This window comes from Cedecea sp. NFIX57 (assembly GCF_900177785.1).
In the GTDB taxonomy this organism is placed as follows: domain Bacteria; phylum Pseudomonadota; class Gammaproteobacteria; order Enterobacterales; family Enterobacteriaceae; genus Cedecea; species Cedecea neteri_C.
Genome location: NZ_FXAS01000020.1, coordinates 35,194 through 59,536 on the forward strand (window position 1 = coordinate 35,194; position 24,343 = coordinate 59,536).

The window sequence follows — 24,343 nt, forward strand, 5'->3', positions numbered from 1 at the left end:
CCTTTGGAGCCGTTTGTGTCCTCATTACCGGTTGCGGCCGTACTGTCGGAAGTGCTGAAAGCGCTTGAGTACGCCCCGCAAGTTTTGCTCAACGCCCCTACCGGCGCAGGTAAATCTACCTGGCTGCCGCTGCAAATCCTCCAGCAGAGTAAGCTGGAAGGTCGCATTTTGCTGCTTGAACCTCGTCGCCTTGCCGCCCGCAATGTTGCTCAGCGGCTGGCCGAGTTATTGGGTGAGAAACCGGGCGAAACTGTCGGCTACCGGATGCGGGCTGACAGCTGCGTGGGGCCAAACACCCGGCTTGAGGTGGTGACCGAAGGGATTTTAACGCGGCTGATCCAACAGGATCCCGAGCTTAACGGTATTGGGCTTGTGATCCTCGATGAATTTCATGAGCGCAGTATTCAGGCCGATCTCGCCCTGGCGCTGCTGCTGGACTTGCAGGCCGGGCTTCGCGATGACCTTAAAATTCTGATTATGTCAGCGACGCTGGACAACCAGCGCCTGCAGCAATGCTTGCCGGATGCGCCGGTGATTACCTCTGAAGGTCGTGCTTTCCCGGTTGAGCGCCGCTATATGGCTCTGCCAGCGCATCAGCGCTTTGATGAAGCCGTTGGCGCCGCCGTGGCCGGCCTGCTGCGTGAGGAGTCAGGATCGCTGCTGTTGTTTTTACCCGGCGTGGGTGAAATTCAGCGCGTGCAGGAACAACTCAAAGAGCGGGTGGCGAGCGATGTTCAGCTATGCCCGCTGTACGGCGCTTTACCCCTGAGCGAGCAGCGTAAAGCGATTCTGCCCGCCGCAGCGGGAACCCGGAAGGTGGTGCTGGCGACTAATATTGCCGAGACCAGTTTGACCATTGAAGGTATCCGCCTGGTGGTGGATGCAGCGCAGGAGCGCGTCGCTCGCTTTGATGCTCGTACCGGGCTGACCCGGCTGGTCACTCAGCGTGTGAGTCAGGCGTCAATGACCCAGCGGGCCGGGCGAGCCGGGCGTCTGGAACCGGGGATTTGCCTGCATCTGATCGCTGCCGATCAGGCCGAACGTGCGGCGGGCCAGAGCGAACCGGAAATCTTACAAAGCGATTTATCAGGCCTGCTGCTGGAGCTATTGCAATGGGGCTGCCAGGACGTGCGCCAGCTAACCTGGCTTGATGTGCCGCCGGAGGCAAACCTTGCGGCAGCTCAGCGTCTGTTACGCCAATTAGGCGCCGTTGACGAGCAGCAACGGCTGACGGCAGAAGGGCAAAAAATGGCGAAAATGGGTAACGAACCGCGTCTCGCCTCTATGCTGGTTTCGGCCAAAACGCCGGATGAACAGGCCACAGCCGCGTGGCTTGCAGCAATCCTGGAAGAACCGCCGCGTACTCAGGGTGGCGGCGATTTGCGGTCGCTTTTCGACAGCAGAAACGGTAACTGGCGGCAGCGCGCCGCGCAGTTGCTGAAAAGAATAAATGCCCGAAGCGGGGAGCCGGATATCTCTCTAGCTATGCCGCTGCTGGCAAGTGGGTTTGGCGACCGTATCGCCCGGCGGCGCGGGGCCGAGGGCCGCTATCAGTTAGCCAACGGCATGGGCGCGATGCTGGAGCAGGATGACGCCATGACGCGGCATGAATGGCTGATAGTGCCGCTTCTGTTGCAGGGCAGTCAGTCGCCGGATGCCCGTATTCTGCTGGCGCTGCCGCTGGATATTGAAGAGCTTGTCGCCCGCGCACCGCACCTGCTGACGGAAAGTGATTCGGTGGAGTGGGATGAAGAGCGGGGGGCGTTAAAAGCCTGGCGGCGGCGTCAAATCGGCAAATTAGCCGTGAAAACGCAGCTGCTGGCGAAGCCTTCCGAAGAGGAAATGCAGCAGGCGATTTTAAACGGCATTCGCGAACGCGGGCTTGGGCTGCTGGAGTGGTCCGTTCCGGCTCAGCAGCTGCGGTTGCGCCTGAGCTGCGCGGCCCGCTGGCTGCCGGAGCAGAAATGGCCTGCGGTGGATGATGATTCCCTGCTGGCGAAGCTCGAAGACTGGCTGCTGCCGGAAATGCGTGGCGTGCACTCGCTGCGTGCGTTGAAAAATATCGATCTTAGCCGGGCGCTGGGCAACTTGCTTGACTGGCCAATGCGTCAACGGCTGGATAGTGCCCTGCCAACTCATTACACTGTGCCGACCGGAAGCCAGATTGCGATTCGCTATGACAGCGAAAATCCGCCTGTACTGGCTGTGCGTATCCAGGAAATGTTTGGTGAAGCACAGACGCCTTGCATCGCCGAGGGGCGCGTTCCGCTGGTGCTTGAGCTATTATCTCCGGCGCAGCGGCCGTTGCAGATCACCCGTGACTTAACGGCGTTCTGGAACGGGGCCTGGCGCGAAGTGCAGAAAGAGATGAAGGGACGTTATCCGAAGCACGTCTGGCCGGACGATCCGGCGAATACGGCCCCGACGCGCCGGACGAAAAAGTATTCCTGAGAGCACTGTCTGGTGCCCTCACCCCAGCCCTCTCCCACAGGGAGAGGGGGAACACGAGAAGATTTTCTGAGTAAGAATGTCGGGCTGTTTTTTTGAGAGATTTCTTCTTTCGCATTGCGCGGAAGAACGGAGAATCGGGCCTTTGCGCCTGAACTTTTGTGGAGAAGATGCATGGCGGGGAATGACCGCGAGCCGATTGGACGTAAAGGAAAACCAACGCGTCCGGCGAAAGAGAAGGTGAGCCGTCGTCGACTCAAGGAAGAGGAGTATGACGACGAGTACGAAGACGAAGATTACGAGGACGAAGAACCTATGCCGCCGCGTAAAGGAAAAGGTAAGGGGAAAGGCTCGGGCCGCCCGTCGAAAAAACGCCGTTTCTTCTGGCTGTTGGTGAAGCTGGCGATCATCTTCTTTGTGGTGCTGGTTATTTACGGCGTGTACCTCGATCAGCAGATTCGCAGCCGCATTGACGGCAAAGTCTGGCAGCTTCCGGCGGCGGTCTATGGCCGCATGGTGAACCTTGAGCCGGATATGCCTTACAGCAAAGCGGAGATGGTGAAGCTGCTGGAAGCGACGCAGTATCGCCAGGTATCGAGCATGACGCGTCCGGGCGAGTTCACCGTGCAGGGGAACAACATCGAGCTGATTCGCCGTCCGTTTGACTTCCCGGACGGCAAAGAAGGGCAGATTCGTGCGCGACTGGTATTCGACGGTGGCCATCTGGAATCCATCCAGAACATGGATAATAACCGCAGCTTCGGTATCTTCCGCCTCGACCCGCGCCTGATTACCATGCTTTCTTCGCCAAACGGCGAGCAGCGCCTGTTCGTGCCGCGTTCCGGCTTCCCGGATCTGCTGGTGGACACGCTGATTGCGACCGAAGACCGCCATTTCTACGAGCACGATGGGATCAGCATTTACTCCATTGGCCGCGCCGTTGTCGCTAACCTGACGGCTGGTCGTGCGGTGCAGGGCGGCAGTACGCTGACTCAGCAGCTGGTGAAAAACCTCTTCCTGAGCAACCAGCGTACGCTGTGGCGTAAAGCCAACGAAGCCTACATGGCGCTGATCATGGACGCTCGCTACGACAAAGATCGCATTCTTGAGCTGTATCTGAACGAGGTGTACCTCGGCCAGAGCGGCGACGATCAGATTCGTGGCTTCCCGCTGGCCAGCCTTTATTACTTCGGCCGCCCGGTGGAAGAGCTGAGCCTCGACCAGCAGGCATTGCTGGTGGGGATGGTAAAAGGCGCCTCGCTGTATAACCCATGGCGTAATCCGAAGCTGGCGCTTGAACGTCGTAACCTGGTCCTGCGTCTGCTGCAGGAACAGAAAGTTATCGATCAGGAGCTGTACGACATGCTGAGCGCGCGTCCTCTGGGCGTGCAGCCTCGCGGCGGCGTGATTTCTCCGCAGCCTGCCTTTATGCAGATGGTGCGTCAGGAGCTACAGGACAAGCTGGGCGACAAGGTGAAAGACCTGTCCGGCGTGAAGATCTTTACCACCTTTGATTCCGTGTCTCAGGATGCCGCAGAAAAAGCGGTGACCGAAGGCGTGCCGGTGCTGCGTGCTTCCCGTAAGCTGAACGATCTGGAAGCGGCGATGGTCATTGTTGACCGCTTTACCGGTGAAGTTCGTGCGGTTGTCGGCGGCGCGGAACCTCAGTTTGCGGGCTTTAACCGTGCGCTGCAGGCTCGTCGCTCCATCGGTTCGCTGGCAAAACCGGCCACTTATCTGACGGCGCTGAGCCAACCGGACAAGTTCCGCCTGAACACCTGGCTTGCCGATGCCCCGATTGGCATCAAACTGTCGAATGGCCAGGTCTGGTCGCCGCAGAACGATAACCACCAGTACAGCGGGCAAGTGATGCTGGTGGATGCGCTGACGCGCTCGATGAACGTGCCAACCGTAAACCTGGGGATGACGCTGGGCTTGCCGGCCATTACCGATACCTGGACCAAGCTTGGGGTACCAAAAGACCAGCTTAATCCGGTGCCGGCGATGATTCTGGGGGCACTGAACCTGACGCCTATTCAGGTTGCGCAGGCCTTCCAGACGATTGCCAGCGGCGGGAACCGTGCGACGCTTTCCGCGCTGCGCTCGGTGATTGCTGAAGACGGCACCGTGTTATATCAGAGCTTCCCACAGGCGGAACAGGCGGTGCCTGCGCAGGCCGCCTATCTGACGCTGTTTGGTATGCAACAGGTGGTGGCTCGCGGCACAGGCCGTGCGCTGGGCGGGAAATACCCGAACCTGCATCTGGCCGGGAAAACCGGGACCACCAACAATAACGTGGATACCTGGTTTGCCGGCGTTGATGGCCGTGAAGTGACCATTACCTGGGTAGGGCGCGATAACAACCAGCCAACCAAGCTGTACGGTGCCAGCGGCGCAATGTCGCTGTACCAGCGTTATTTGTCAAACCAGTCTCCGATCCCGCTGGATCTGACCCAGCCGGAAGATATCGTGGATATGGGCGTCAACGGTGCTGGTTACTTCATGTGTAGCGGCGGTGGTGACCGTGTGCTGCCGGTCTGGACGACGAACCCGAGCGCGCTTTGCCAGCAAAGCCAGCAGGAAGAGCAGTCGGCTAACCCGTTCAGCCAGACGCCAGCAGGCCAGCAGCCGCAGCAACAACCGCAGCAGCAGCCTCAGCAGCAACAGCCCGCTCAGGAACAGAAGAGCGACGGCGTTGCCGGCTGGATTAAGGACATGTTCGGCAGCAATTAAGCCTCGCTTCACTTACAAACCTCTCCCTAACCGGGGGAGGTTTTTTTTCGCTTTTTTTACCCGCCATAACGCGTTTCTTATCTTAAATATCACGGCCAATTAACACCACATAAACCATCTGGTTATTTCTTATTCCCTTAATAAGACTGAGGGTGTGAGGCGCTTGCTATGCAGCCAGCGTTTCGTCTATTATCCTGCGGGCATAATAATAATTATCGTTTACGTTATCATTTACCATTTCACCAGAGAAAATATCATGGCGCGTTCACTCCCAGGTCTGCCAGCCAAAAACCCTGTGCGTAAGCTTGCTCTGTTTGTAGCGGCGGCGGTGGGCACCGTCAGCGTTAATAGCTTCGCGGCGGACACCAGCACGACCAAAAAAGAAGACACTATTACCGTTTCAGCCGCTGCAGTGCCTGCCGAAAGCGCATGGGGGCCATCGCCAACCATCGCCGCTAAACGCAGCGCCACCGCAACTAAAACCGATACCCCGATTGAAAAGACCCCGCAGTCTATTTCGGTGGTGACCAGCGAAGAGATGCAGATGCATCAATTCCAGTCCGTTAAAGAAGCGCTGGGCTATACGCCGGGTATCACTGTTTCGACTCGTGGCGCTTCAAATACCTATGATGCGGTAAAAATTCGCGGCTTTGGTTCGGTGAACCAGAACAACTATCTGGACGGTTTAAAGCTGCAGGGCGATTTCTATAACGAAGTTATCATCGACCCTTATATGCTGGAGCGCGTGGAGCTGATGCGCGGCCCAACGTCCGTGCTGTACGGCAAAAGCAGCCCTGGCGGTATTATCTCAATGGTTAGCAAGCGTCCAACCACTGAACCGCTGCGTGAAGTGCAGTTTAAAATGGGTACAGATAACCTGTACCAGACTGGTTTCGATTTCAGCGATGCGCTGGATGATGCCGGCGTTTACTCTTACCGTCTGACCGGCGTGGCGCGTTCTAACGATGACCAGCAGCGTGATGCGAAACAGAAGCGTTACGCGATTGCACCATCTTTCTCCTGGCGTCCGGACGACAAAACTAACTTTACCTTCCTGTCTGATTTCCAGAATCAGCCAGAAACGGGTTATTACGGTTGGTTGCCGAAGGAGGGGACAGTTCAGCCTCTGCCAAACGGCAAGCGCCTGAGCACCGATTTCAACGAAGGTGCTAATAACAATACCTATTCCCTGTCCCACAAAATGGTGGGGTATAGCTTTGAACATGGCTTTAACGACACCTTTACTGTGCGTCAGAACCTTCGCTATACCGAATCCAAAACCTCGCAGAAAAGCGTTTATGGCACAGGCGTCGACTCGACGGGCTATATGCTTAACCGCGGTACCGTTGTGGATAACGAAAAACTGCATAACTTTGCGGTTGATACCCAGCTAGAAAGTAAATTCTCTACCGCTGATGTTGAGCATACTCTGCTGACGGGTGTTGATTTCCAGCGCATGCGAAATGACATTAATGCGACCTTCGGTAGCGCGCCGCAGTTGGATCTTTATAATCCGGTTTACAGTGACTTTGATTTTGGCGATGCGGCCCCTTACCAGCAGAACAAGCAGAAGCAGACCGGTATTTATGTTCAGGATCAGGCCGAGTGGAACAAGTTTGTCCTGACAATGGGTGGACGTTATGACTGGCTGACTCAGTCGACCCGAGCTTACCAGGCCAACAATTACACCGAGCGCAGTGATAACCAGTTCACAGGTCGTGCAGGCTTAAACTACCTGTTTGATAACGGTATTACACCTTACGTCAGCTACAGCGAATCCTTCGAACCAAACTCCGGCGCAGATTTCTACGGCAATACTTTCAAACCTTCTAAAGGTCGCCAGTATGAAGCCGGCGTGAAGTATGTACCGAAGGATATGCCAGTTGTGATTACAGGGGCGGTCTACCAGCTGATCAAAACCAATAATCTGATGTCAGATCCTGATACCTCACACGGTTTTTCTTCCATTCAGGGCGGCGAGATTCGTTCACGCGGCGTAGAGCTGGAGGCGAAAGCGGCGCTGAATGCCAATATCAACGTTACTGCGTCCTACACCTATACGGATGCGAAATACACCAAAGACTCGACGCTTGAAAACAAAACTCCTGAGCAGGTTCCTGCGCACATGGCTTCCCTGTGGGGGGATTACACCTTCAACAGCGGCGTGCTGAGTGGCCTGACGTTGGGTACCGGCGGTCGTTTCCTTGGCTCCAGCTACGGCGACCCGGCTAACACCTTCAAAGTGGGCAGTGCAGCGGTGATGGATGCAGTCGTGAAGTATGACCTTGGTCGCTTCGGGCTGAACGGCTCCAGCATTGCGGTCAACGTGAACAACCTGCTTGATCGCGAATACGTTGCCAGCTGCTTCGCAACCTACGGTTGCTTCTGGGGCGCTGAGCGTCAGGTGGTTGCTACTGCGACCTTCCGCTTCTAACTTGTCTCCCGGGCACGGTTCGCCGTGCCCTTCACTAAGATGGCTACCATGCAGGATAAACAGCTTCATCCCGACACGACTTTTAGCCTCACTGATGTCACGTTTCGCGTGCCCGGCCGCACGCTACTCCATCCGCTGTCTATCACCTTTCCGGTGGGTAAAGTCACTGGCCTGATTGGCCATAACGGCTCCGGTAAATCGACGCTGCTGAAAATGCTGGGTCGCCACCAGAAACCTTCTGAAGGTGAAATTCTGCTGAACTCACAGCCGCTGGACAGCTGGGGCAGCAAAGCTTTTGCCCGGCAGGTGGCCTATCTTCCCCAGCAGCTTCCTGCCGCTGAGGGCATGACGGTGCGTGAGCTGGTTGCGATTGGTCGTTATCCGTGGCATGGGGCTTTAGGGCGTTTTGGGGTGGCTGACCGTGAGCTGGTGGATGAGGCAATCAGTCTGGTAGGACTAAAGCCGTTTGCGCATCGCCTGGTGGACAGCTTGTCCGGCGGCGAGCGCCAGCGGGCATGGATCGCCATGCTGGTGGCGCAGGATAGCCGCTGCCTGCTGCTGGATGAGCCAACGTCTGCGCTGGATATCGCTCATCAGGTTGACGTGCTGGCGCTGATCCATCGCCTTAGCCAGGAGCGCGGCCTGACGGTGGTTGCCGTTCTGCACGATATCAATATGGCTGCGAGATATTGCGACAATCTGGTGGCACTGCGCGGCGGCGAAATGATCGCGCAAGGGACGCCGGAAGCGTTAATGCAAAGCGAGACGCTGGAGCATATCTACGGTATTCCTATGGGCATCCTGCCGCACCCGGCGGGGGCTGCGCCGGTGAGTTTTGTTTATTGATGAGCCGTATGAATGACTTTCTTTTAACCCGTCGCCGCCTTCTGGCGGCGATGGCGCTTTCACCGCTGCTGCTAAAATTACCTGTCGCGCAGGCGGCGGTGCCGGATGCAAAACGCATCATCGCCCTGGAATGGCTGCCCGTTGAGCTGATGATGGCGCTCGGCGTCACGCCGATGGCCGTCGCTGATATCCCTAATTACCAAATCTGGGTGAACGAACCTAAGCTGCCGGCAGGCGTGATTGATGTGGGCCTGCGCACCGAACCCAACCTCGAGCTGATGGCGCAGCTAAAACCGTCTCTGATTCTCTATTCTGCAGGCTACGGCCCTTCGCCAGAAAAAATCACCCGTATCGCACCAGGGCTTGGGTTCAATTTTAACGATGGCTCCGGCAAACCGCTGGAGATTGCGCGTAAATCGCTCATTCAGCTGGGTGATACGCTGGGCATGCAGCAGGCTGCCAGTCGGCATTTGGCCGAATTTGATGCGTTTATTGCCAGTATGAAACCTCGCTTTGCCGCGCGCGGCAACCGCCCGGTGCTGCTGATGTCATTTTTGGATAATCGCCATGCACTGGTGGTGGGCAAACACAGTTTGTTCCAGCAGGTGATGGATTTGCTGGGGGTGACGAATGCCTGGCAAGAAGAAACGAACTTCTGGGGGACGGCGGTCGTTGGGATTGAACGCCTGGCGTCGATCAAAGACGCCGATGTGCTGTGCTTCGACCATAAAAACGAAGCGGTAGCCCGCCAGGTAACGGCCACGCCGCTGTGGAAAGCGATGCCGTTTATCCGCCAGAACCGTTTTCAGCAAGTTCCCGCCGTCTGGCTTTATGGCACGACGATGTCGGCTATGCACTTCGCCCGCGTGCTGGACGATGGCCTGAGGAGCCTGGCCTGATGAAACGTCACGCTATTTTCCCCGCCAGCCTGCTGCTGGTGCTGTTTGTTTGTGCACTGTGGCTGACGCTGCATAACATGCATGGTGTCTTACCCTCTTCGCAGTGGCGCAGCGCTTTTATCCAGCCGGATATCGACAGTGTTCAACAGATGTTATTTCACTTCAGCCTGCTGCCGCGTCTCGCAATATCGCTGTTGGTTGGGGCAGGGTTGGGCCTCGTCGGCGTGCTGTTCCAGCAGGTGCTGCGCAATCCGCTGGCGGAGCCGACAACGCTTGGCGTAGCCAGCGGGGCTCAGCTTGGCGTCACGGTTGCTACGCTTTGGGTGCTGCCGCTGGCTGCCCAGCCGTTTGCAGCGCTGATTGGTGCGGCGGTCGTAGGCCTGCTCGTGTTTGGCGTTGCCTGGGGCAAGCGGATGTCGCCGGTCACGCTGATTCTTGCGGGCCTGGTGCTGAGCCTTTATTGCGGCGCGGTCAACCAACTGCTGGCTATCTTCCACCATGACCAGCTTCAGAATATGTTCCTGTGGAGCACCGGGTCACTCAATCAGCAGGACTGGAGCAGCGTTGAAAGTCTGTGGCCACGCCTGCTGGGCGGCCTGCTGCTAACGCTGCTGTTGCTGCGTCCGTTGACGCTGATGGGACTGGATGACGGCGTGGCGCGTAATCTGGGCCTGGCGCTTTCTCTGGTACGGCTGGCGACGCTGGCGCTGGCGATTGTGATCAGCGCTCAGTTGGTTAATGCTGTCGGGATAGTCGGTTTTATCGGGCTGTTTGCGCCGCTGTTGGCCAAAATGCTGGGGGCTCGACGCCTGGCCGCTCGTTTGTTCCTTGCCCCGTTAATTGGGGCGCTGATTCTCTGGCTGTCTGACCAGGTTGTGGTCTGGCTTTCCAGCGTATGGGGCGAAGTCTCTACCGGGACGGTCACCGCGTTGATTGGCGCGCCTATCCTGCTGTGGCTGCTGCCGCGTCTGCGCACCAGCGGTGCGCCGTCCATGAGCGCCGGAGACCACGTTCAGGCTGAACGCCAGCGTGTACTGTTTTGGATCGCCGCTGGTCTTGGCATTCTGCTGCTGGTGATTGCCGCTGCGCTGGCGCTGGGACGTGATGCTGATGGCTGGCGCTGGCTAAGTGGCGCGCTCTTTGACGATGTGCTGCCGTGGCGCTGGCCGCGCGTTATGGCGGCTTTGACCGCGGGCGTGATGCTGGCGGTTGCAGGCTGCCTGATCCAGCGGTTAACCAGCAATGCGATGGCCAGCCCGGAAGTCTTGGGCATTAGCTCCGGCGCGGCCTTCGGCGTGGTGCTGATGCTGTTTATTGTGCCGGGGAATGCGTTTGTCTGGCTGCTGCCGGCGGGCAGTCTTGGTGCGGCTGTCACGCTGCTGATCATCATGATGGCTGCCGGACGAGGCGGGTTTTCACCTCAGCGTATGCTGTTGGCCGGGATGGCGCTCAGCACCGCCTTTACCATGCTGCTGATGATGCTGATGGCAAGCGGCGATCCGCGTATGGCAACGCTGCTGACCTGGATTTCAGGCTCGACGTATAACGTTACAGGCGAGCAGGCGGTCAGAACGCTGGTTGTCATGGTCGGGCTGTTAGCCATCACGCCGCTGCTGCGCCGCTGGCTGGTGATTTTACCGCTGGGTGGTGCTACTGCTCGGGCGGTGGGAATGGCGTTAACGCCATCGCGTTTTGCGCTGTTGTTGCTGGCGGCAACGCTTACCGCCACGGCGACGTTAATTGTCGGCCCGCTGAGCTTTGTCGGGCTGATGGCGCCGCACATTGCTCGCATGCTTGGGTTCCGCAGGGCAATGCCGCAGATAGCGATGGCCGGGATTTTTGGCGGGATGTTAATGATTCTGGCTGACTGGTGCGGCAGGATGATTCTGTTCCCGAATCAGGTGCCGGCGGGGCTGCTGGCGACGTTTATCGGTGCGCCTTATTTCGTTTATTTGCTGAGAAAGCAGGGGCGGTAGCCCCTCACCCTAACCCTCTCCCCAAAGGGGAGAGGGAACTGGACAGAGCATAAATCAGTTATTTTCCCCCTCTTACTAAAGGGGAGAGGGTACTGGAAAGAGCATAAATCTGCTTTTTCCCCCTCTCCCTTCCAGGGAGAGGGCCGGGGTGAGGGTAAAAATTACAGCTTCGCAAACACGCGGCGTGCCGCATCGATAGTCCGCTGAATATCTTCTTTGCTATGCGCCACGGACATAAAGCCTGCCTCAAACGCTGACGGCGCAAGGTAGACACCTTCTTCCAGCATCAGGTGGAAGAAGCGCTTAAAGCGCTCCACGTCGCACGCAACCACATCGTTATAGCTGGTGACAGTTTCGGCATCGGTAAAGAACAGGCCGAACATGCCGCCGACGTTGTTCACCACCAGCGGGATGTTTTCTGCTTTCGCCGCATTCAACAGGCCGTTAGCCAGCATTTCTGTCAACTCGGTCAGGGTTTGATGAACGCCGGGCTGAGACACTTCTGTCAGGCAGGCGTAGCCCGCTGCCATCGCGATAGGGTTACCGGAGAGCGTGCCTGCCTGGTAAACCGGGCCGGTTGGTGCCAGTGCGTCCATGATTTCACGACGGCCACCGAAGGCACCGACCGGCATCCCGCCGCCGATGATTTTGCCGAGGCAGGTCAGGTCTGGCTCGACATCGTAGTAAGACTGAGCGCCCGCCAGCGCCACACGGAAGCCGGTCATCACTTCGTCAATGATCAGCAGTGCGCCAAATTCGTCGCACAGCGCGCGCAGGCCCGGCAGGAAGTCTGCATGCGGAGGAATACAGTTCATGTTGCCCGCGACGGGTTCAACGATGATACAGGCCACATTCTGAGGATATTGCTCGAAGGCTTCGCGCACGGAAGCCAAATCGTTATAGGTGCAGGTCAGGGTGTGCTTAGCAAAGTCTGCCGGCACGCCCGGAGAGTTTGGCTGGCCGAGGGTCAGCGCGCCGGAACCGGCTTTCACCAGCAGGCAATCTGCGTGGCCGTGGTAGCAGCCTTCGAACTTGATGATTTTATCCCGGCCGGTGTAGCCGCGAGCCAGGCGGATAGCGCTCATGGTGGCTTCGGTGCCGGAGTTCACCATACGAACCATGTCCATGGTGGGCACCAGCTCACAAACCAGCTCCGCCATTTTCACTTCCATTTCGGTTGGCGCGCCAAAGCTCAGGCCGCGCTCAACGGCTTCGATAACCGCATTGCGGATCGCCGGATGGTTGTGGCCGAGCACCATTGGGCCCCATGAGCCAACGTAATCGATATAGGCTTTACCGTCTGCGTCATACAGGTAAGCCCCGTCCGCACGCTCGATAAACAGAGGCACTCCGCCTACGCCGGTAAAGGCGCGTACTGGAGAGTTAACGCCGCCGGGAATGACCTGGCGGGCTGCGGCGTACAGGTTTTCAGACTTACTCATGAATCGGCTCCTGATTCGTGGAAATGGTGACAGCGGGCTATTCTATGTGAAACCTGCCCTGCGTTGAAATATTTGCCCAAATCAAACGTTACGGTTTATTAGCTAATTTAATAAGACGAAGGTCTTTTCTGTGGGTAAAATGCCCGCCTTATTTGTATGACTAAATGGTTAGAGCCCATGAACTTAGCCCATAATTCTCTCGATCAGGCGCAAAGCGTCCAACAGCGTCGCGGGGCTATTCTGCGTCGCCTGATTGGCCAGGATAAAATGCCGCTAATGATTTTGCTGATGGCCGCAGTGGTTGGCACGCTTGCAGGCCTGGTCGGCGTGGCGTTTGAGAAGTCGGTTAACTGGGTGCTTCAGCACCGCATCGGTATGCTGGCGCAGGTCGCGGACAGTGCCTGGCTGGTGTGGCCGCTGGCGTTTATCAGCTCGGCGCTGCTGGCGATGGTGGGCTATTTTCTGGTACGCCGTTTTGCGCCTGAAGCCGGTGGGTCAGGCATTCCTGAAATCGAAGGGGCACTGGAAGACTTACGGCCAGTGCGCTGGTGGCGCGTGATCCCGGTGAAATTTATCGGCGGGATGGGCACGCTCGGCGCGGGAATGGTGCTGGGGCGCGAAGGGCCGACCGTGCAGCTTGGTGGTAACATCGGGCGAATGGTGACGGACATCTTCCGCATGAAAAGTGCGGAAGCCCGTCATTCGCTGCTGGCAACCGGCGCTGCTGCCGGGCTGTCTGCGGCATTTAATGCGCCGCTGGCCGGGATCCTGTTTATCATCGAAGAGATGCGCACCCAGTTCCGCTATAACCTGATTTCGATAAAAGCGGTGTTTATCGGCGTGATTATGTCGAGCATCGTGTTCCGGATCTTTAATACCGAAACCACGGTGATTCAGGTAGGCAAGCTGGCGGATGCGCCGGTCAACACGCTGTGGCTGTATCTGATCCTCGGCATGATTTTTGGCATTGTCGGCGTGGTGTTTAATCGACTGGTGATTGGCGCTCAGGATATGTTCCAGCGCATTCACGGCGGCAACATTAAGAAATGGGTGCTGATCGGCGGGGTGATTGGCGGGCTTTGCGGTGTGTTGGGGCTTATTCAGCAGGCGGCGTCCGGCGGCGGGTTTAGCCTGATCCCGATTGCGGCCATGGGGAATTACACCATCGGCATGCTGCTGTTCCTGTTCGTCGCTCGGGTCATCACCACTTTACTCTGTTTCTCCTCCGGCGCACCGGGCGGTATTTTTGCCCCGATGTTGGCGCTGGGCACGCTGCTTGGCACCGCGTTTGGCACGGCTTGTGCCTCTTGGTTCCCCGCGTATCATCTTGATATGGGCACTTTTGCGATTGCCGGAATGGGGGCGCTGCTGGCGGCCTCATTGCGTGCTCCGCTCACCGCTATCGTGCTGGTGCTTGAGATGACGGATAATTACCAGCTCATTTTGCCAATGATTATCACCTGCCTCGGGGCGACACTGTTGGCACAATTTTTGGGCGGAAAACCGCTATACTCGGTGATTCTGGCAAGAACTCTGGCAAAACAAGAAGCTGAGAAAGCGCGAGCGGGCGAGCAGGCTTCCGCCGGGCAGAATACTTGAACGAATTACTCGGGTATTAGATAATGCCGCAAAAGTGCGGGTTGTTTTCTGCCCGACTTGTTAATTGTTGGGAGCAAAAAATGAGTGATGACGTAGTAGCGCTGCCGCTGCAGTTTACCGAAGCCGCAGCCAATAAAGTGAAAAGTCTGATTGCAGACGAAGAGAACCCGAATCTGAAACTTCGCGTCTATATCACCGGTGGTGGTTGCAGCGGCTTCCAGTATGGCTTTACCTTTGACGACCAGATCAACGACGGCGACATGACCATCGAGAAACAGGGCGTTGCTCTGGTTGTGGATCCAATGAGCCTGCAATATCTGGTCGGTGGCGCGGTGGATTACAGCGAAGGCCTGGAAGGCTCCCGCTTCGTGGTGACTAACCCGAACGCGAAAAGCACCTGCGGGTGTGGTTCCTCCTTCAGCATCTGATAAGTTGCTGAAACAAAAAGCCGCGTATCAAACGCGGCTTTTTTTATCGCTATTGTCGGTCTGTTAGCGCAAAGGTCGGCAGTTTCAGGTGCCAGCGGATGGCCGCGAGGCGGATCGCCAGCGTAACCACCATGCCAATCATGCTGGCCTGCTCAAGCGGGACGTTAAAGGTGTGGTACGCCGTCGCGTGAACAATACCGCCGATAATGCAGGCTGTGGCGTAAATCTCGGTGCGCAGAATCATCGGCACTTCACGGGCCAGTACGTCACGAATAATCCCGCCGCCTACGCCGGTCACCACGCCCATGCAAATCGCCACTAGCGGGCTGGCATCGGCCAGAAACGCTTTATTGACGCCGATGCCAACAAACACCGCCAGGCCGACGGCATCCAGCACGGGAAGCACCCACTTAGGCAGACGTCGTGGCTGGCGCACCAGGACTATCGTCAACATACAGGTCACCATGGCGACCACAAGGTCCGTGGGATCTTTCACCCAGAATACCGGGCCGTTGGCTAAGGCCATATCGCGGATTGTTCCCCCGCCTACCGCGGTAACTACCCCGAGCACTAGCACGCCAAAGGGATCCATCCGCAGTTTCCCGGCCAACAAAACGCCGGAAATAGCGAACACGGCGGTACCGACAATATCCAGCCAATAGACCAGCATTTATGACCCTCAGAGCATGACGTTAAGCTTTCGCCAGCTCTTCGCAGAGCTGTTTTGCGGCGAGGATAATACGCGGGCCCGAGCGAGTAAACCAGTCATCATTCACGGCAATAACCGGAACTTTCAACTGATTACTCCAGAACTGCTGTACCGACGGAATATTGCTCGCATCGCCCGAAATAATAATAGCCTGTGGCTGGCGCGTCAGAACCTGTTCGCGACTGACCTGCGGCCAGGGAACCCGGCTGTCGGCAAAAATATTGCGCCCACCGCAAAGCTCAACGACTTCGTTCTGAATGGAATCTTTGCTGGTAGTAAACAGCGGCTGCTGGCTGAACTGCAGGAACACTTTTTTGCTTTGGCTATGGCCGTAGCGAGCTTTTAGCGCGGCGAACTCGCTGGAGAGTGTTTCAGCCGCTTTGATTGCCTTTTCGGGCGTGGGGCTTAGCGGCGCGAGCTGGCGCAGCGCGGCCTCAACGTCGGCAACGCTTTTAGGATCGAGCCAGATGACCTTAATGCCCAGCGAAACCAGTTGGTTCACCTGCCTGTCCGGGTTACCTCCGCGCCAGGCGAGGACTGCGTCCGGTTTGAGGGCAACGATGCGCTCGAAATTCACGCCCTGCCAGTTGGCTAACTGTTCAATCTGCTTTGCCTGAGGTGGGTAATCAGAGTAAGCACTCACCGCAATAGGGGTAATACCGGCTGCGAAGGCCAGTTCGGTATTAGCGGGAGAGAGGGAGATAACCCGAGGCGCCGCAAACAGCAGCGCCGGGAGGCAAAGGAGCAGGGCGGTCGCCCCGCGCCAAAAGGTGAACTTAGCCACGAGCCAGGTGCTGAACCAGTTTTTCCACCATCAGAGTGGATTGCTTGGCTGCGACGGCCAGGAACTCTTCGAAGCTCAGGTGGGACTGCTGATCGGCCACGTCGGAGATGGCGCGAACCACCACAAACGGCGTGTTGAAGTTATGGCAAACGTGGCCGATGGCCGTCGCTTCCATTTCTACCGCCACGGCTTGCGGGAAGTTGTGGCGAATTTTTGCCAGTGCCACGGAGCCGTTAATAAACGCATCGCCGCTGACGATCAGGCCGCGAACCGCGTGCAGATCCAGCTCTTTAATGCAGGTTTCTGCTGCCTCAATAAGCTTTTTATCGGCAATGAAAGCCGCCGGGCAGCCCGCCATCTGGCCATACTCGTAACCGAAAGCAGTGACGTCAGCATCGTGATAGCGCACTTCGTCGGATACCACGATATCGCCCACTTTCAGCGTCGGTGCCAGGCCGCCTGCGGAACCGGTATTGATGATCACGTCTGGCTTGCAGTGTTCCAGCAGCAGCGTAGCACCCATGGCCGCAGAAACTTTGCCGATGCCGGACTTCAGCAGTGCCACTTCAACGCCGTTTAGCGTCCCGGTATAAATTTCGCAACCGGCGATGCTCAGAGTGTGACGGTTTTCGATTTTGTCACGCAGCAGCGTAACTTCTTCTTCCATTGCACCAATAATGCCTGCTTTCATAGAGATACTCGCTAATGTGGTGGAACATGACTCAATTTTCGGGGCATAGTCTATCATGGCAAACAGTCTCCTTATCAACGGAACAGGAGTGGGCATGAGCGAAATAGACTTCCGCAAAAAAATTAACTGGCACCGACGCTTCCGCTCGCCCGAAGGAGAGAAGAGCGAACTTGAGATCCTGCGTATCTTCGAAAGCGATCGCGGCAGGATCATTAATTCTCCCGCAATCCGCCGCCTGCAGCAGAAAACGCAGGTCTTCCCGCTGGAGCGTAATGCTGCCGTGCGCACCCGTCTTACCCATTCGCTGGAAGTGCAGCAGGTCGGGCGCTACATTGCCAAGGAGATCCTCAGCCGCCTGAAAGAGCAGAAGGCGCTGGAGAAATATGGCCTTGATGAGCTAACGGGCCCGTTTGAAAGCATAGTGGAAATGGCCTGCCTGATGCACGACATCGGCAATCCGCCGTTCGGTCATTTTGGCGAGTCGGCGATTAACGACTGGTTCCGCCAGCGCCTGCAGCCGAAAGACAGCGGCGGACAGCCCCGGAGTGACGATCGCTGCAAGGTAGATGTGCTCCGGCTGCGCGAAGGCGAAGAGGGATTAAATACTCTACGTGGCAAAGTTCGCCAGGACTTGTGCCATTTTGAAGGCAATGCGCAAGGCATCCGGCTGGTGCACAGCCTGCTGCGCATGAACCTGACCTGGGCACAGGTCGGCTGCATTCTCAAATACACCCGCCCGGCCTGGTTTGCCCAAACGCCGCCGGCCAGTCACGCCTATTTGATGAAAAAACCGGGCTTTTATCTGTCGGAAGAGGGGTATATCGCGCGCCTGCGCAAAGAGTTAAATCTGGGCGAGTACAGCCGTTTTCCGCTGACCTGGATCATGGAGGCGGCGGACGATATTTCTTACTGCGTGGCGGATCTCGAAGATGCCGTCGAGAAGCGTATTTTCAGCGTCGAGCAGCTTTATCTGCATCTGAGCGAGTCCTGGGGTGAGCAGAAAAAGGGCGATCTCTTTGAGCTGGTGGTCAAAGATGCCTGGGAGAAATCCCGCACCAACCAAATGCGTCGTAGTGCGGAAGATCAGTTCTTTATGTACCTGCGCGTCAATACGCTAAACAAACTGGCGCCGTATGCCGCCCAGCGTTTTATCGATAATTTGCCTGAGATTTATTCCGGCGAGTTCAATCATGCATTGCTGGAGGACGACAGCCCGTTTGCCCGTCTGCTGGAACTGTACAAGCAGGTGGCCGTGCGCCAGGTCTTCAGCCACCCGGATATTGAGCAACTGGAGCTGCAGGGCTACCGGGTTATCAGCGGTTTACTGGATATTTACAGTCCCTTACTCGCACTTTCAACGGAGGACTTTACTGAGTTGGTGAGTAAGGAAAGCCTGCGTCGTCTGCCGATTGAATCAAGACTTTTCCACAAACTTTCAACTAAACATAGGCTTGCTTATGTGGAAGCCGTCAGCGCTTTGCATCCGGCAAGCCTTGATTTTTCCGTGTGGGAATACTATTTCCGTGCAAGGCTTATTCAGGATTACATCAGTGGAATGACCGATTTATATGCCTGGGATGAGTATCGACGCCTGATGGCAGTGGAGTGAGTTCTATTGGGAGTTTTGTAAAGATGAACAATAAATTTTTACTTTTTCCATGCACTTAAGCGCTGAACTTCGCGCGTAAACTTCACTCTGAATGGTGTACCAACACAGCAATTTTGCGTTATTTGAAAGTTGAGATGATTCCATGAAAAAAACCACGTTAGCAATGAGTGCGCTGGCTCTTAGTCTGGGTTTGGCGCTGAGTCCGATGTCTGCCTCCGCCGCTGAGACGGCCTCTTCCGCATCTGCTGCGCAGCCGCTGCCAAGCCTTGCGCCGATGTTGGAGCAGGTGATGCCTTCGGTGGTGAGTATCAACGTTGAAGGGAGCACAACGGTAAATACTCCGCGTATGGGGCGTAATTTCCAGCAATTCTTCGGCGATAACTCACCGTTTTGCCAGGACGGTTCGCCGTTCCAAAGTTCACCTTTCTGCCAGGGCGGTGGCGCTCAAGGCGGCGGTGACGGCAGCAGCCAGCAGCAGAAGTTTATGGCCCTGGGCTCTGGGGTAATTATTGATGCTGCGAAAGGCTATGTCGTCACGAATAACCACGTAGTGGATAACGCCACTGTGATTAAAGTTCAGCTGAGCGATGGCCGTAAGTTTGACGCCAAAGTGGTGGGTAAAGACCCACGCTCCGATATCGCGCTTATTCAGCTGCAGGATCCTAAAAACCTGACGGCGATTAAAATTGCCGACTCCGACGCGCTGCGCGTGGGGGATTACACCGTAGCCATTGGTAACCCGTATGGCCTGGGTGAAACCGTGACCTCCGGTATCGTTTCTGCACTGGGCCGTAGTGGCCTGAATGTTGAAAACTACGAGAACTTTATCCAGACCGATGCGGCGATCAACCGCGGTAACTCCGGTGGGGCGCTGGTTAACCTGAACGGCGAGCTTATCGGTATCAACACGGCGATTCTGGCCCCGGACGGCGGTAACATCGGTATCGGCTTTGCTATCCCGAGCAACATGGTGAAAAACCTGACCGCTCAGATGGTCCAGTACGGCCAGGTTCGCCGCGGCGAGCTGGGGATTATGGGTACTGAGCTGAACTCGGAGCTGGCGAAAGCGATGAAAGTCGATGCTCAGCGTGGCGCGTTTGTCAGCCAGGTCATGCCGAACTCTTCCGCAGCTAAAGCAGGGATCAAAGCAGGGGATGTGATCACCACGCTGAACGGCAAGGCGATCAGTAGCTTTGCCGCGCTGCGCGCAGAAGTTGGTTCCATGCCGGTGGGCAGCAAAATCTCGCTGGGCCTGCTGCGTGATGGCAAGCCAGTCACGGTGAACCTGGAGCTGCAGCAAAGCACTCAGAATCAGGTTGATGCCGCCACTATCTTCACCGGTATTGAAGGCGCGGAGATGAGCAACCGCGGCGGTAAAGACCAGAAAGGCGTGCAGGTCACCAGCGTGAAGCCAAATACCCCGGCCGCGCGTATTGGCCTGAAAAAAGGTGACATTATTGTCGGCGTGAACCAGCAGGCGGTGAACAATATCGCTGAGCTGCGTAAAGTGATGGACAGCAAGCCGTCGGTGATGGCGCTGAGCATTCAACGTGGTGATGCGCAGATTTATCTGCTGATGCAGTAATCTTCGTGTAGAACTGAAAAGGGCCGCTTTCGCGGCCCTTTTTTATGGATTTCTGAACTACTTATTGCGGGTCAGTTTTTCCAGATCGGACTCAATTTCGCTGATCTTGTTGGTTACCACGGATTCGAGGTGACGCAGATCGTCGAGGATCTTACGCTTTAGATCGACTTCGGTGCGATCGCGCTGGCAAAGCTGATCGAGTTCATCGATGACATAGCGCAGGTTGGGGCTGATCTCCTGCACTTCTTTGTAGCCCTGGCCTACACCATCGGCCACCACGGTTTTGCGCTGGCGTGGGTATTTAAACTTCACGCTTTTGGCAAAAAACTCGCCCTTATCCTTCTGGAAATAGACTTTCAGGATATCGTTGTTGGCTTCCTGCCGGAGGCTGTAACGATCGATTTCATCAGGATTGGTAATACCCAGACTTTTTAAATTATCGTACATAAGCGGTACCCTTCAATATCAATAACCATTAGAGAATTAACGGAAAATTCCTTTTCCGCTAGTGCCAGATGCAAAAAAGGCGGGATAACCCGCCTTTTGGTGCAAAAAACTTAGTCGATGGTACGCAGCAGTTCGTTGATGCCCACTTTACCGCGGGTTTTGGCGTCAACTTTCTTCACGATTACCGCGCAGTACAGGCTGTAAGAGCCGTCTTTAGAAGGCAGGTTGCCGGAAACGACAACGGAGCCTGCTGGCACGCGGCCATAGTGGACTTCACCGGTTTCACGGTCAAAGATACGGGTGCTTTGGCCGATGTAAACGCCCATGGAGATCACGGAACCTTCTTCAACGATAACGCCTTCAACCACTTCGGAACGTGCGCCGATGAAGCAGTTGTCTTCGATGATGGTTGGGTTGGCCTGCAGTGGTTCCAGTACGCCACCGATGCCAACGCCGCCGGACAGGTGAACGTTTTTACCGATCTGCGCGCAAGAACCTACGGTAGCCCAGGTGTCGACCATGGTACCTTCATCAACATAAGCACCGATATTGACGTAAGAAGGCATCAGCACGGTGTTACGTGCGATGAACGCGCCCTGGCGGACTGCCGCCGGCGGCACAACGCGGAAGCCTTCTTTCTGGAAACGCGCTTCGTCGTAGTCGGCGAATTTCATCGGAACTTTATCAAAATAGCGGCTTTCAGCGCCTTCGATTACTTTGTTGTCGTTAATGCGGAAAGAAAGCAGTACGGCCTTCTTCAGCCACTGGTGGGTGATCCACTGGCCATCAATTTTTTCAGCAACGCGCAGCGCACCGCTGTCGAGCAGGGCAATCACCTGATTTACCGCTTCGCGGGTCACGGTATCAACATTTGCCGGGGTGATCTCGGCGCGACGCTCGAAAGCGGTTTCGATTACATTTTGTAGCTGCTGCATGATGAACATTTCCTGATTGTGACTTACCTTTCAACTTTTGGGCGACAATCAACTTGACTGTCGCTCTCGGGCTAAAAAGGTAAAAAATAAAAGACCGTTATTTATCGTTTGGATTAAGGGCCGCTGTCAACCGTTGCTGCACTTCCTGCTGGAGCACATTATTAAGTGCACGCCGGTCTGCGGTGGCGATTATAAATAAATCTTCTACTCGCTCACCAATTGTCGTAATTCTCGCCCCGTAGAGCGAAATACCGAGGTCGGCGAACACTTCGCCCACCCTGGCCAAAAGACCTGGTTGATCGAGTGCAATCAGCTCAAGGAATGTTCGCCGGTCGGTGTGCGTTGGCAGGAAGTTGACTTCGGTATCGACGGTAAAGTGACGCAGTTTTGCCGACTGGCGACGCGGCTGCGGTGGCTGCCAGGTCGTCTGGGTGATTGCCTGCTCGAGACTGTGGCGAATAATATTGTGCCGATCAATGGACAGCGGGCTGCCGTCGGGCTCGAGCACGATAAAGGTGTCCATCGCCATGCCGTCACGGGTCGTGAAGATCTGTGCGTCGTGAACGCTGAGGTTACGGCGGTCGAGTTCGGCACAGACGGCGGCAAACAGATAAGGCCTGTCCGGGCTCCAGATAAAGATCTCAGTGCCACCGCGCGTTGCCTGCGGGCTAAGCAGGATCATCGGCTGACTAAGATCGTGCTTGAGCAAATGCCGGGCATGCCACGCAATCTGGTTTGGCGTATGGCGAACAAAGTAGTTCGCCCGGCAGCGCGCCCAGATGTGATGCAGGGCTTCCTCATTAATGTTGTCCATCCGCAGCAGCGCAAGCGCCTGAAGCTGGTGGTGGCGAACGCGTTCGCGCATATCCGGGCTGTTCTGCATCCCGCGGCGCAGCTGTTTCTCGGTGGCGAAGTACAGCTCACGCAGCAGGCTTTGCTTCCAGCTGTTCCAAAGCGTTTCGTTGGTCGCACAGATATCTGCCACCGTCAGGCAGACCAGATAGCGCAGGCGGTTTTCGGTCTGCACCTCTTCGGCAAATTGTTTAATGACTTCAGGATCCTGAATATCACGGCGCTGGGCGGTGACGGACATCAGCAGATGTTGGCGGACCAGCCACGCAACCAACTGAGTTTCCCGGGAGTTCAGGCCATGAAGCTCGGCAAATTTCAGTACATCCTGTGCGCCCAGCACGGAATGATCGCCACCTCGCCCTTTGGCGATATCGTGGAAGAGGGCGGCAATTAAAATCAGCTCAGGATGGGAAAGACGCGGCCAGAGATCGACGCACAGCGGATGCTTCGATCGAGTTTCTTCTTTCGCGAAGCTTTCCAGCTTTTGCAGGACGCGAATAGTGTGTTCATCCACGGTGTAGGCGTGGAACAGATCAAATTGCATCTGGCCGACAATATGTGACCACTGCGGCATATAGGCCCACAGCACGCTATGGCGATGCATTGGCACCAGCGCACGGCTGACTGCTCCAGGGTGACGCAGCATTACCAGAAACAGCTCGCGCGCTTCCGGAATGTAGCAGAGCGGCTGGGTCAGGTGACGGCGGGCGTGACGAAGGTGGCGCAGCGTTGTGGAGTAAATGCCGGTGATGTCGCGGTTACGCACCATCATGTAAAACATGCGCAGAATAGCCTGCGGCTCGCGCATAAACAGGGTTTCATCCCGCAGATCGATAAGCGTGCCGCGCAGCTGGAAGTCATCATCCAGCGGGCGCGGTTTTTCGCTGGCGTCCAGTGCCAGAATGGCTTCATCGAACAGCTGCAGAAGCATCTGGTTCAGCTCGCCCACGCGACGGGTGACACGATAGAAGTCCTTCATCATGTGTTCGACCGGCTCGTTGCCTTCGCCACTGTAGTGCAGGCGCTGGGCCACGCTAAGCTGGCGGTCAAACAGCAGCCGGTTGTCGTAGCGATTGACTTCCAGGTGCAGGGCGAAGCGAATACGCCACAGCAAATGCTGGCATTCATCAAGTTCTTTGCGCTCGGCTTCGGTCAGGAAGCCAAAATCCACCATTTCGCCCATGGAGGTGGCGCCGAAGTGACGGCGGGCAACCCACTGCAGCGTGTGAATGTCACGCAGGCCGCCGGGGCTGCTTTTGATGTCCGGCTCAAGGTTGTAGCTGGTGCCGTGGTAGCGCTGGTGGCGCTCGTTTTGCTCTTCGACTTTGGCGGCAAAGAACTTTGCCGACGGCCAGAAACCTTCGCTGAAAATGTGTTTCTGGAGCTCAAGGAACAGGGCGACATCGCCAATTAACAAGCGAGATTCGATGAGGTTAGTGGCCACCGTCAGGTCTGATAAACCTTCCAGCAGGCATTCTTCCAGCGTACGTACGCTGTGACCGACTTCCAGCTTCACGTCCCAAAGCAGAGTCAGTAGCTCGCCGATTTTTTGCGCCTGGGCGTCGGTCAGCCGCTTGCGGCTCAGGATCAGCAGGTCGATATCCGACAGCGGGTGAAGCTCGGCACGACCATAGCCGCCCACGGCAACCAGCGCGGCTTCTGGCACATCGGCAAAGCCGTAGGCAATCCACAGCCGCTGAAGCAGCTGATCGATAAACTCGGTACGGGCTTCAATCAGCCGTTCAGCGGAAACGCCGCTATCGAAAGCTTTACCCAGCCATTTCTGGAAAGTGTCTAAGTGCGACTTGATGTCTGCGCAGTTAAGTTCGGCTTCCTGCCAGCTGTTTGGATAGTCCGGCTGGCCGGCGATCTCGGGTTCGGTGGTGTTGGCAAACTGCTCTGGCAAAGCTGGACTCATTGTGCGCT

At 56.6% G+C, this 24,343-nt stretch carries 17 protein-coding genes; 10 read left to right on the plus strand and 7 right to left on the minus strand.

Annotated features, from left to right (window positions below; all coding sequences use genetic code 11):
• Positions 1-15: 15 nt before the first annotated feature.
• From hrpB to fhuB, 6 genes are all read left to right on the plus strand, one after another.
• The gene (gene hrpB, locus B9Y90_RS17205) at positions 16-2,451 is read left to right on the plus strand and encodes an ATP-dependent helicase HrpB (RefSeq protein ID WP_085542009.1); all 2,436 of its coding nucleotides are present in this window, start codon (positions 16-18) and stop codon (positions 2,449-2,451) included.
• A 171-nt stretch (positions 2,452-2,622) separates the two neighbouring features.
• Positions 2,623-5,181 (plus strand): bifunctional glycosyl transferase/transpeptidase, encoded by a 2,559-nt coding sequence (gene mrcB, locus B9Y90_RS17210; protein ID WP_085541992.1) that lies wholly within the window; start codon positions 2,623-2,625, stop codon positions 5,179-5,181.
• 256 nt (positions 5,182-5,437) lie between these two features.
• Positions 5,438-7,615 carry a ferrichrome porin FhuA gene (gene fhuA / locus B9Y90_RS17215; RefSeq protein WP_085541993.1) on the plus strand — a complete coding sequence of 726 codons (2,178 nt, stop codon included), beginning with the start codon at positions 5,438-5,440 and terminating at the stop codon, positions 7,613-7,615.
• Between the two features lie 48 nt (positions 7,616-7,663).
• Positions 7,664-8,461 carry a Fe3+-hydroxamate ABC transporter ATP-binding protein FhuC gene (fhuC, locus tag B9Y90_RS17220; RefSeq protein ID WP_039290381.1) on the plus strand — a complete coding sequence of 266 codons (798 nt, stop codon included), beginning with the start codon at positions 7,664-7,666 and terminating at the stop codon, positions 8,459-8,461.
• Positions 8,461-9,360 carry a Fe(3+)-hydroxamate ABC transporter substrate-binding protein FhuD gene (gene fhuD / locus B9Y90_RS17225; protein WP_085541994.1) on the plus strand — a complete coding sequence of 300 codons (900 nt, stop codon included), beginning with the start codon at positions 8,461-8,463 and terminating at the stop codon, positions 9,358-9,360. Before fhuC ends, fhuD begins: the two co-directional genes overlap by 1 nt.
• On the plus strand, positions 9,357-11,336 hold the full coding sequence (gene fhuB / locus B9Y90_RS17230) for a Fe(3+)-hydroxamate ABC transporter permease FhuB (RefSeq protein WP_085542010.1): 1,980 nt from the start codon (positions 9,357-9,359) through the stop codon (positions 11,334-11,336). The genes fhuD and fhuB overlap by 4 nt, the downstream gene beginning before the upstream one ends.
• 161 nt (positions 11,337-11,497) lie before the next feature.
• On the opposite strand, the gene hemL is transcribed toward fhuB, so the two are convergent.
• Positions 11,498-12,778 (minus strand): glutamate-1-semialdehyde 2,1-aminomutase, encoded by a 1,281-nt coding sequence (gene hemL, locus B9Y90_RS17235; protein ID WP_085541995.1) that lies wholly within the window; start codon positions 12,776-12,778, stop codon positions 11,498-11,500.
• Between the two features lie 177 nt (positions 12,779-12,955).
• Here hemL and clcA point away from each other — a divergent pair, with 177 nt between their 5' ends.
• On the plus strand, positions 12,956-14,377 hold the full coding sequence (gene clcA / locus B9Y90_RS17240; RefSeq protein WP_085541996.1) for a H(+)/Cl(-) exchange transporter ClcA: 1,422 nt from the start codon (positions 12,956-12,958) through the stop codon (positions 14,375-14,377).
• A gap of 80 nt (positions 14,378-14,457) precedes the next feature.
• Positions 14,458-14,805 (plus strand): iron-sulfur cluster insertion protein ErpA, encoded by a 348-nt coding sequence (erpA, locus tag B9Y90_RS17245; RefSeq protein WP_008456903.1) that lies wholly within the window; start codon positions 14,458-14,460, stop codon positions 14,803-14,805.
• A gap of 49 nt (positions 14,806-14,854) precedes the next feature.
• On the opposite strand, the gene B9Y90_RS17250 is transcribed toward erpA, so the two are convergent.
• The 3 genes from B9Y90_RS17250 to mtnN are packed head-to-tail and all read right to left on the minus strand — an operon-like array spanning position 14,855 to position 16,989.
• Positions 14,855-15,475 carry a TRIC cation channel family protein gene (locus B9Y90_RS17250; RefSeq protein ID WP_039290393.1) on the minus strand — a complete coding sequence of 207 codons (621 nt, stop codon included), beginning with the start codon at positions 15,473-15,475 and terminating at the stop codon, positions 14,855-14,857.
• A 22-nt stretch (positions 15,476-15,497) separates the two neighbouring features.
• Entirely contained in the window at positions 15,498-16,298 is an 801-nt protein-coding gene (btuF, locus tag B9Y90_RS17255; protein WP_085541997.1) for a vitamin B12 ABC transporter substrate-binding protein BtuF, read from the minus strand.
• Complete coding sequence (gene mtnN / locus B9Y90_RS17260) at positions 16,291-16,989, minus strand: 5'-methylthioadenosine/S-adenosylhomocysteine nucleosidase (protein ID WP_039296490.1); 699 nt, start codon at positions 16,987-16,989, stop codon at positions 16,291-16,293. Before mtnN ends, btuF begins: the two co-directional genes overlap by 8 nt.
• Positions 16,990-17,083: 94 nt before the next feature.
• On the opposite strand from mtnN, the gene dgt reads away from it, so the two are divergent.
• On the plus strand, positions 17,084-18,598 hold the full coding sequence (dgt, locus tag B9Y90_RS17265) for a dGTPase (RefSeq protein WP_085541998.1): 1,515 nt from the start codon (positions 17,084-17,086) through the stop codon (positions 18,596-18,598).
• Positions 18,599-18,740: 142 nt separating this feature from the next.
• The gene (gene degP, locus B9Y90_RS17270; RefSeq protein ID WP_039290401.1) at positions 18,741-20,183 is read left to right on the plus strand and encodes a serine endoprotease DegP; all 1,443 of its coding nucleotides are present in this window, start codon (positions 18,741-18,743) and stop codon (positions 20,181-20,183) included.
• A gap of 57 nt (positions 20,184-20,240) precedes the next feature.
• Here the strand turns inward: degP and B9Y90_RS17275 are convergent, their stop codons facing one another.
• From B9Y90_RS17275 to glnD, 3 genes are all read right to left on the minus strand, one after another.
• Entirely contained in the window at positions 20,241-20,630 is a 390-nt protein-coding gene (locus tag B9Y90_RS17275) for a DUF3461 family protein (RefSeq protein WP_008456913.1), read from the minus strand.
• Between the two features lie 110 nt (positions 20,631-20,740).
• Complete coding sequence (gene dapD, locus B9Y90_RS17280; protein WP_085541999.1) at positions 20,741-21,565, minus strand: 2,3,4,5-tetrahydropyridine-2,6-dicarboxylate N-succinyltransferase; 825 nt, start codon at positions 21,563-21,565, stop codon at positions 20,741-20,743.
• Between the two features lie 97 nt (positions 21,566-21,662).
• Positions 21,663-24,335: a bifunctional uridylyltransferase/uridylyl-removing protein GlnD gene (gene glnD / locus B9Y90_RS17285; protein WP_039290405.1), complete on the minus strand. Its 2,673-nt coding sequence runs from the start codon at positions 24,333-24,335 to the stop codon at positions 21,663-21,665.
• Between the last annotated feature and the right edge of the window lie 8 nt (positions 24,336-24,343).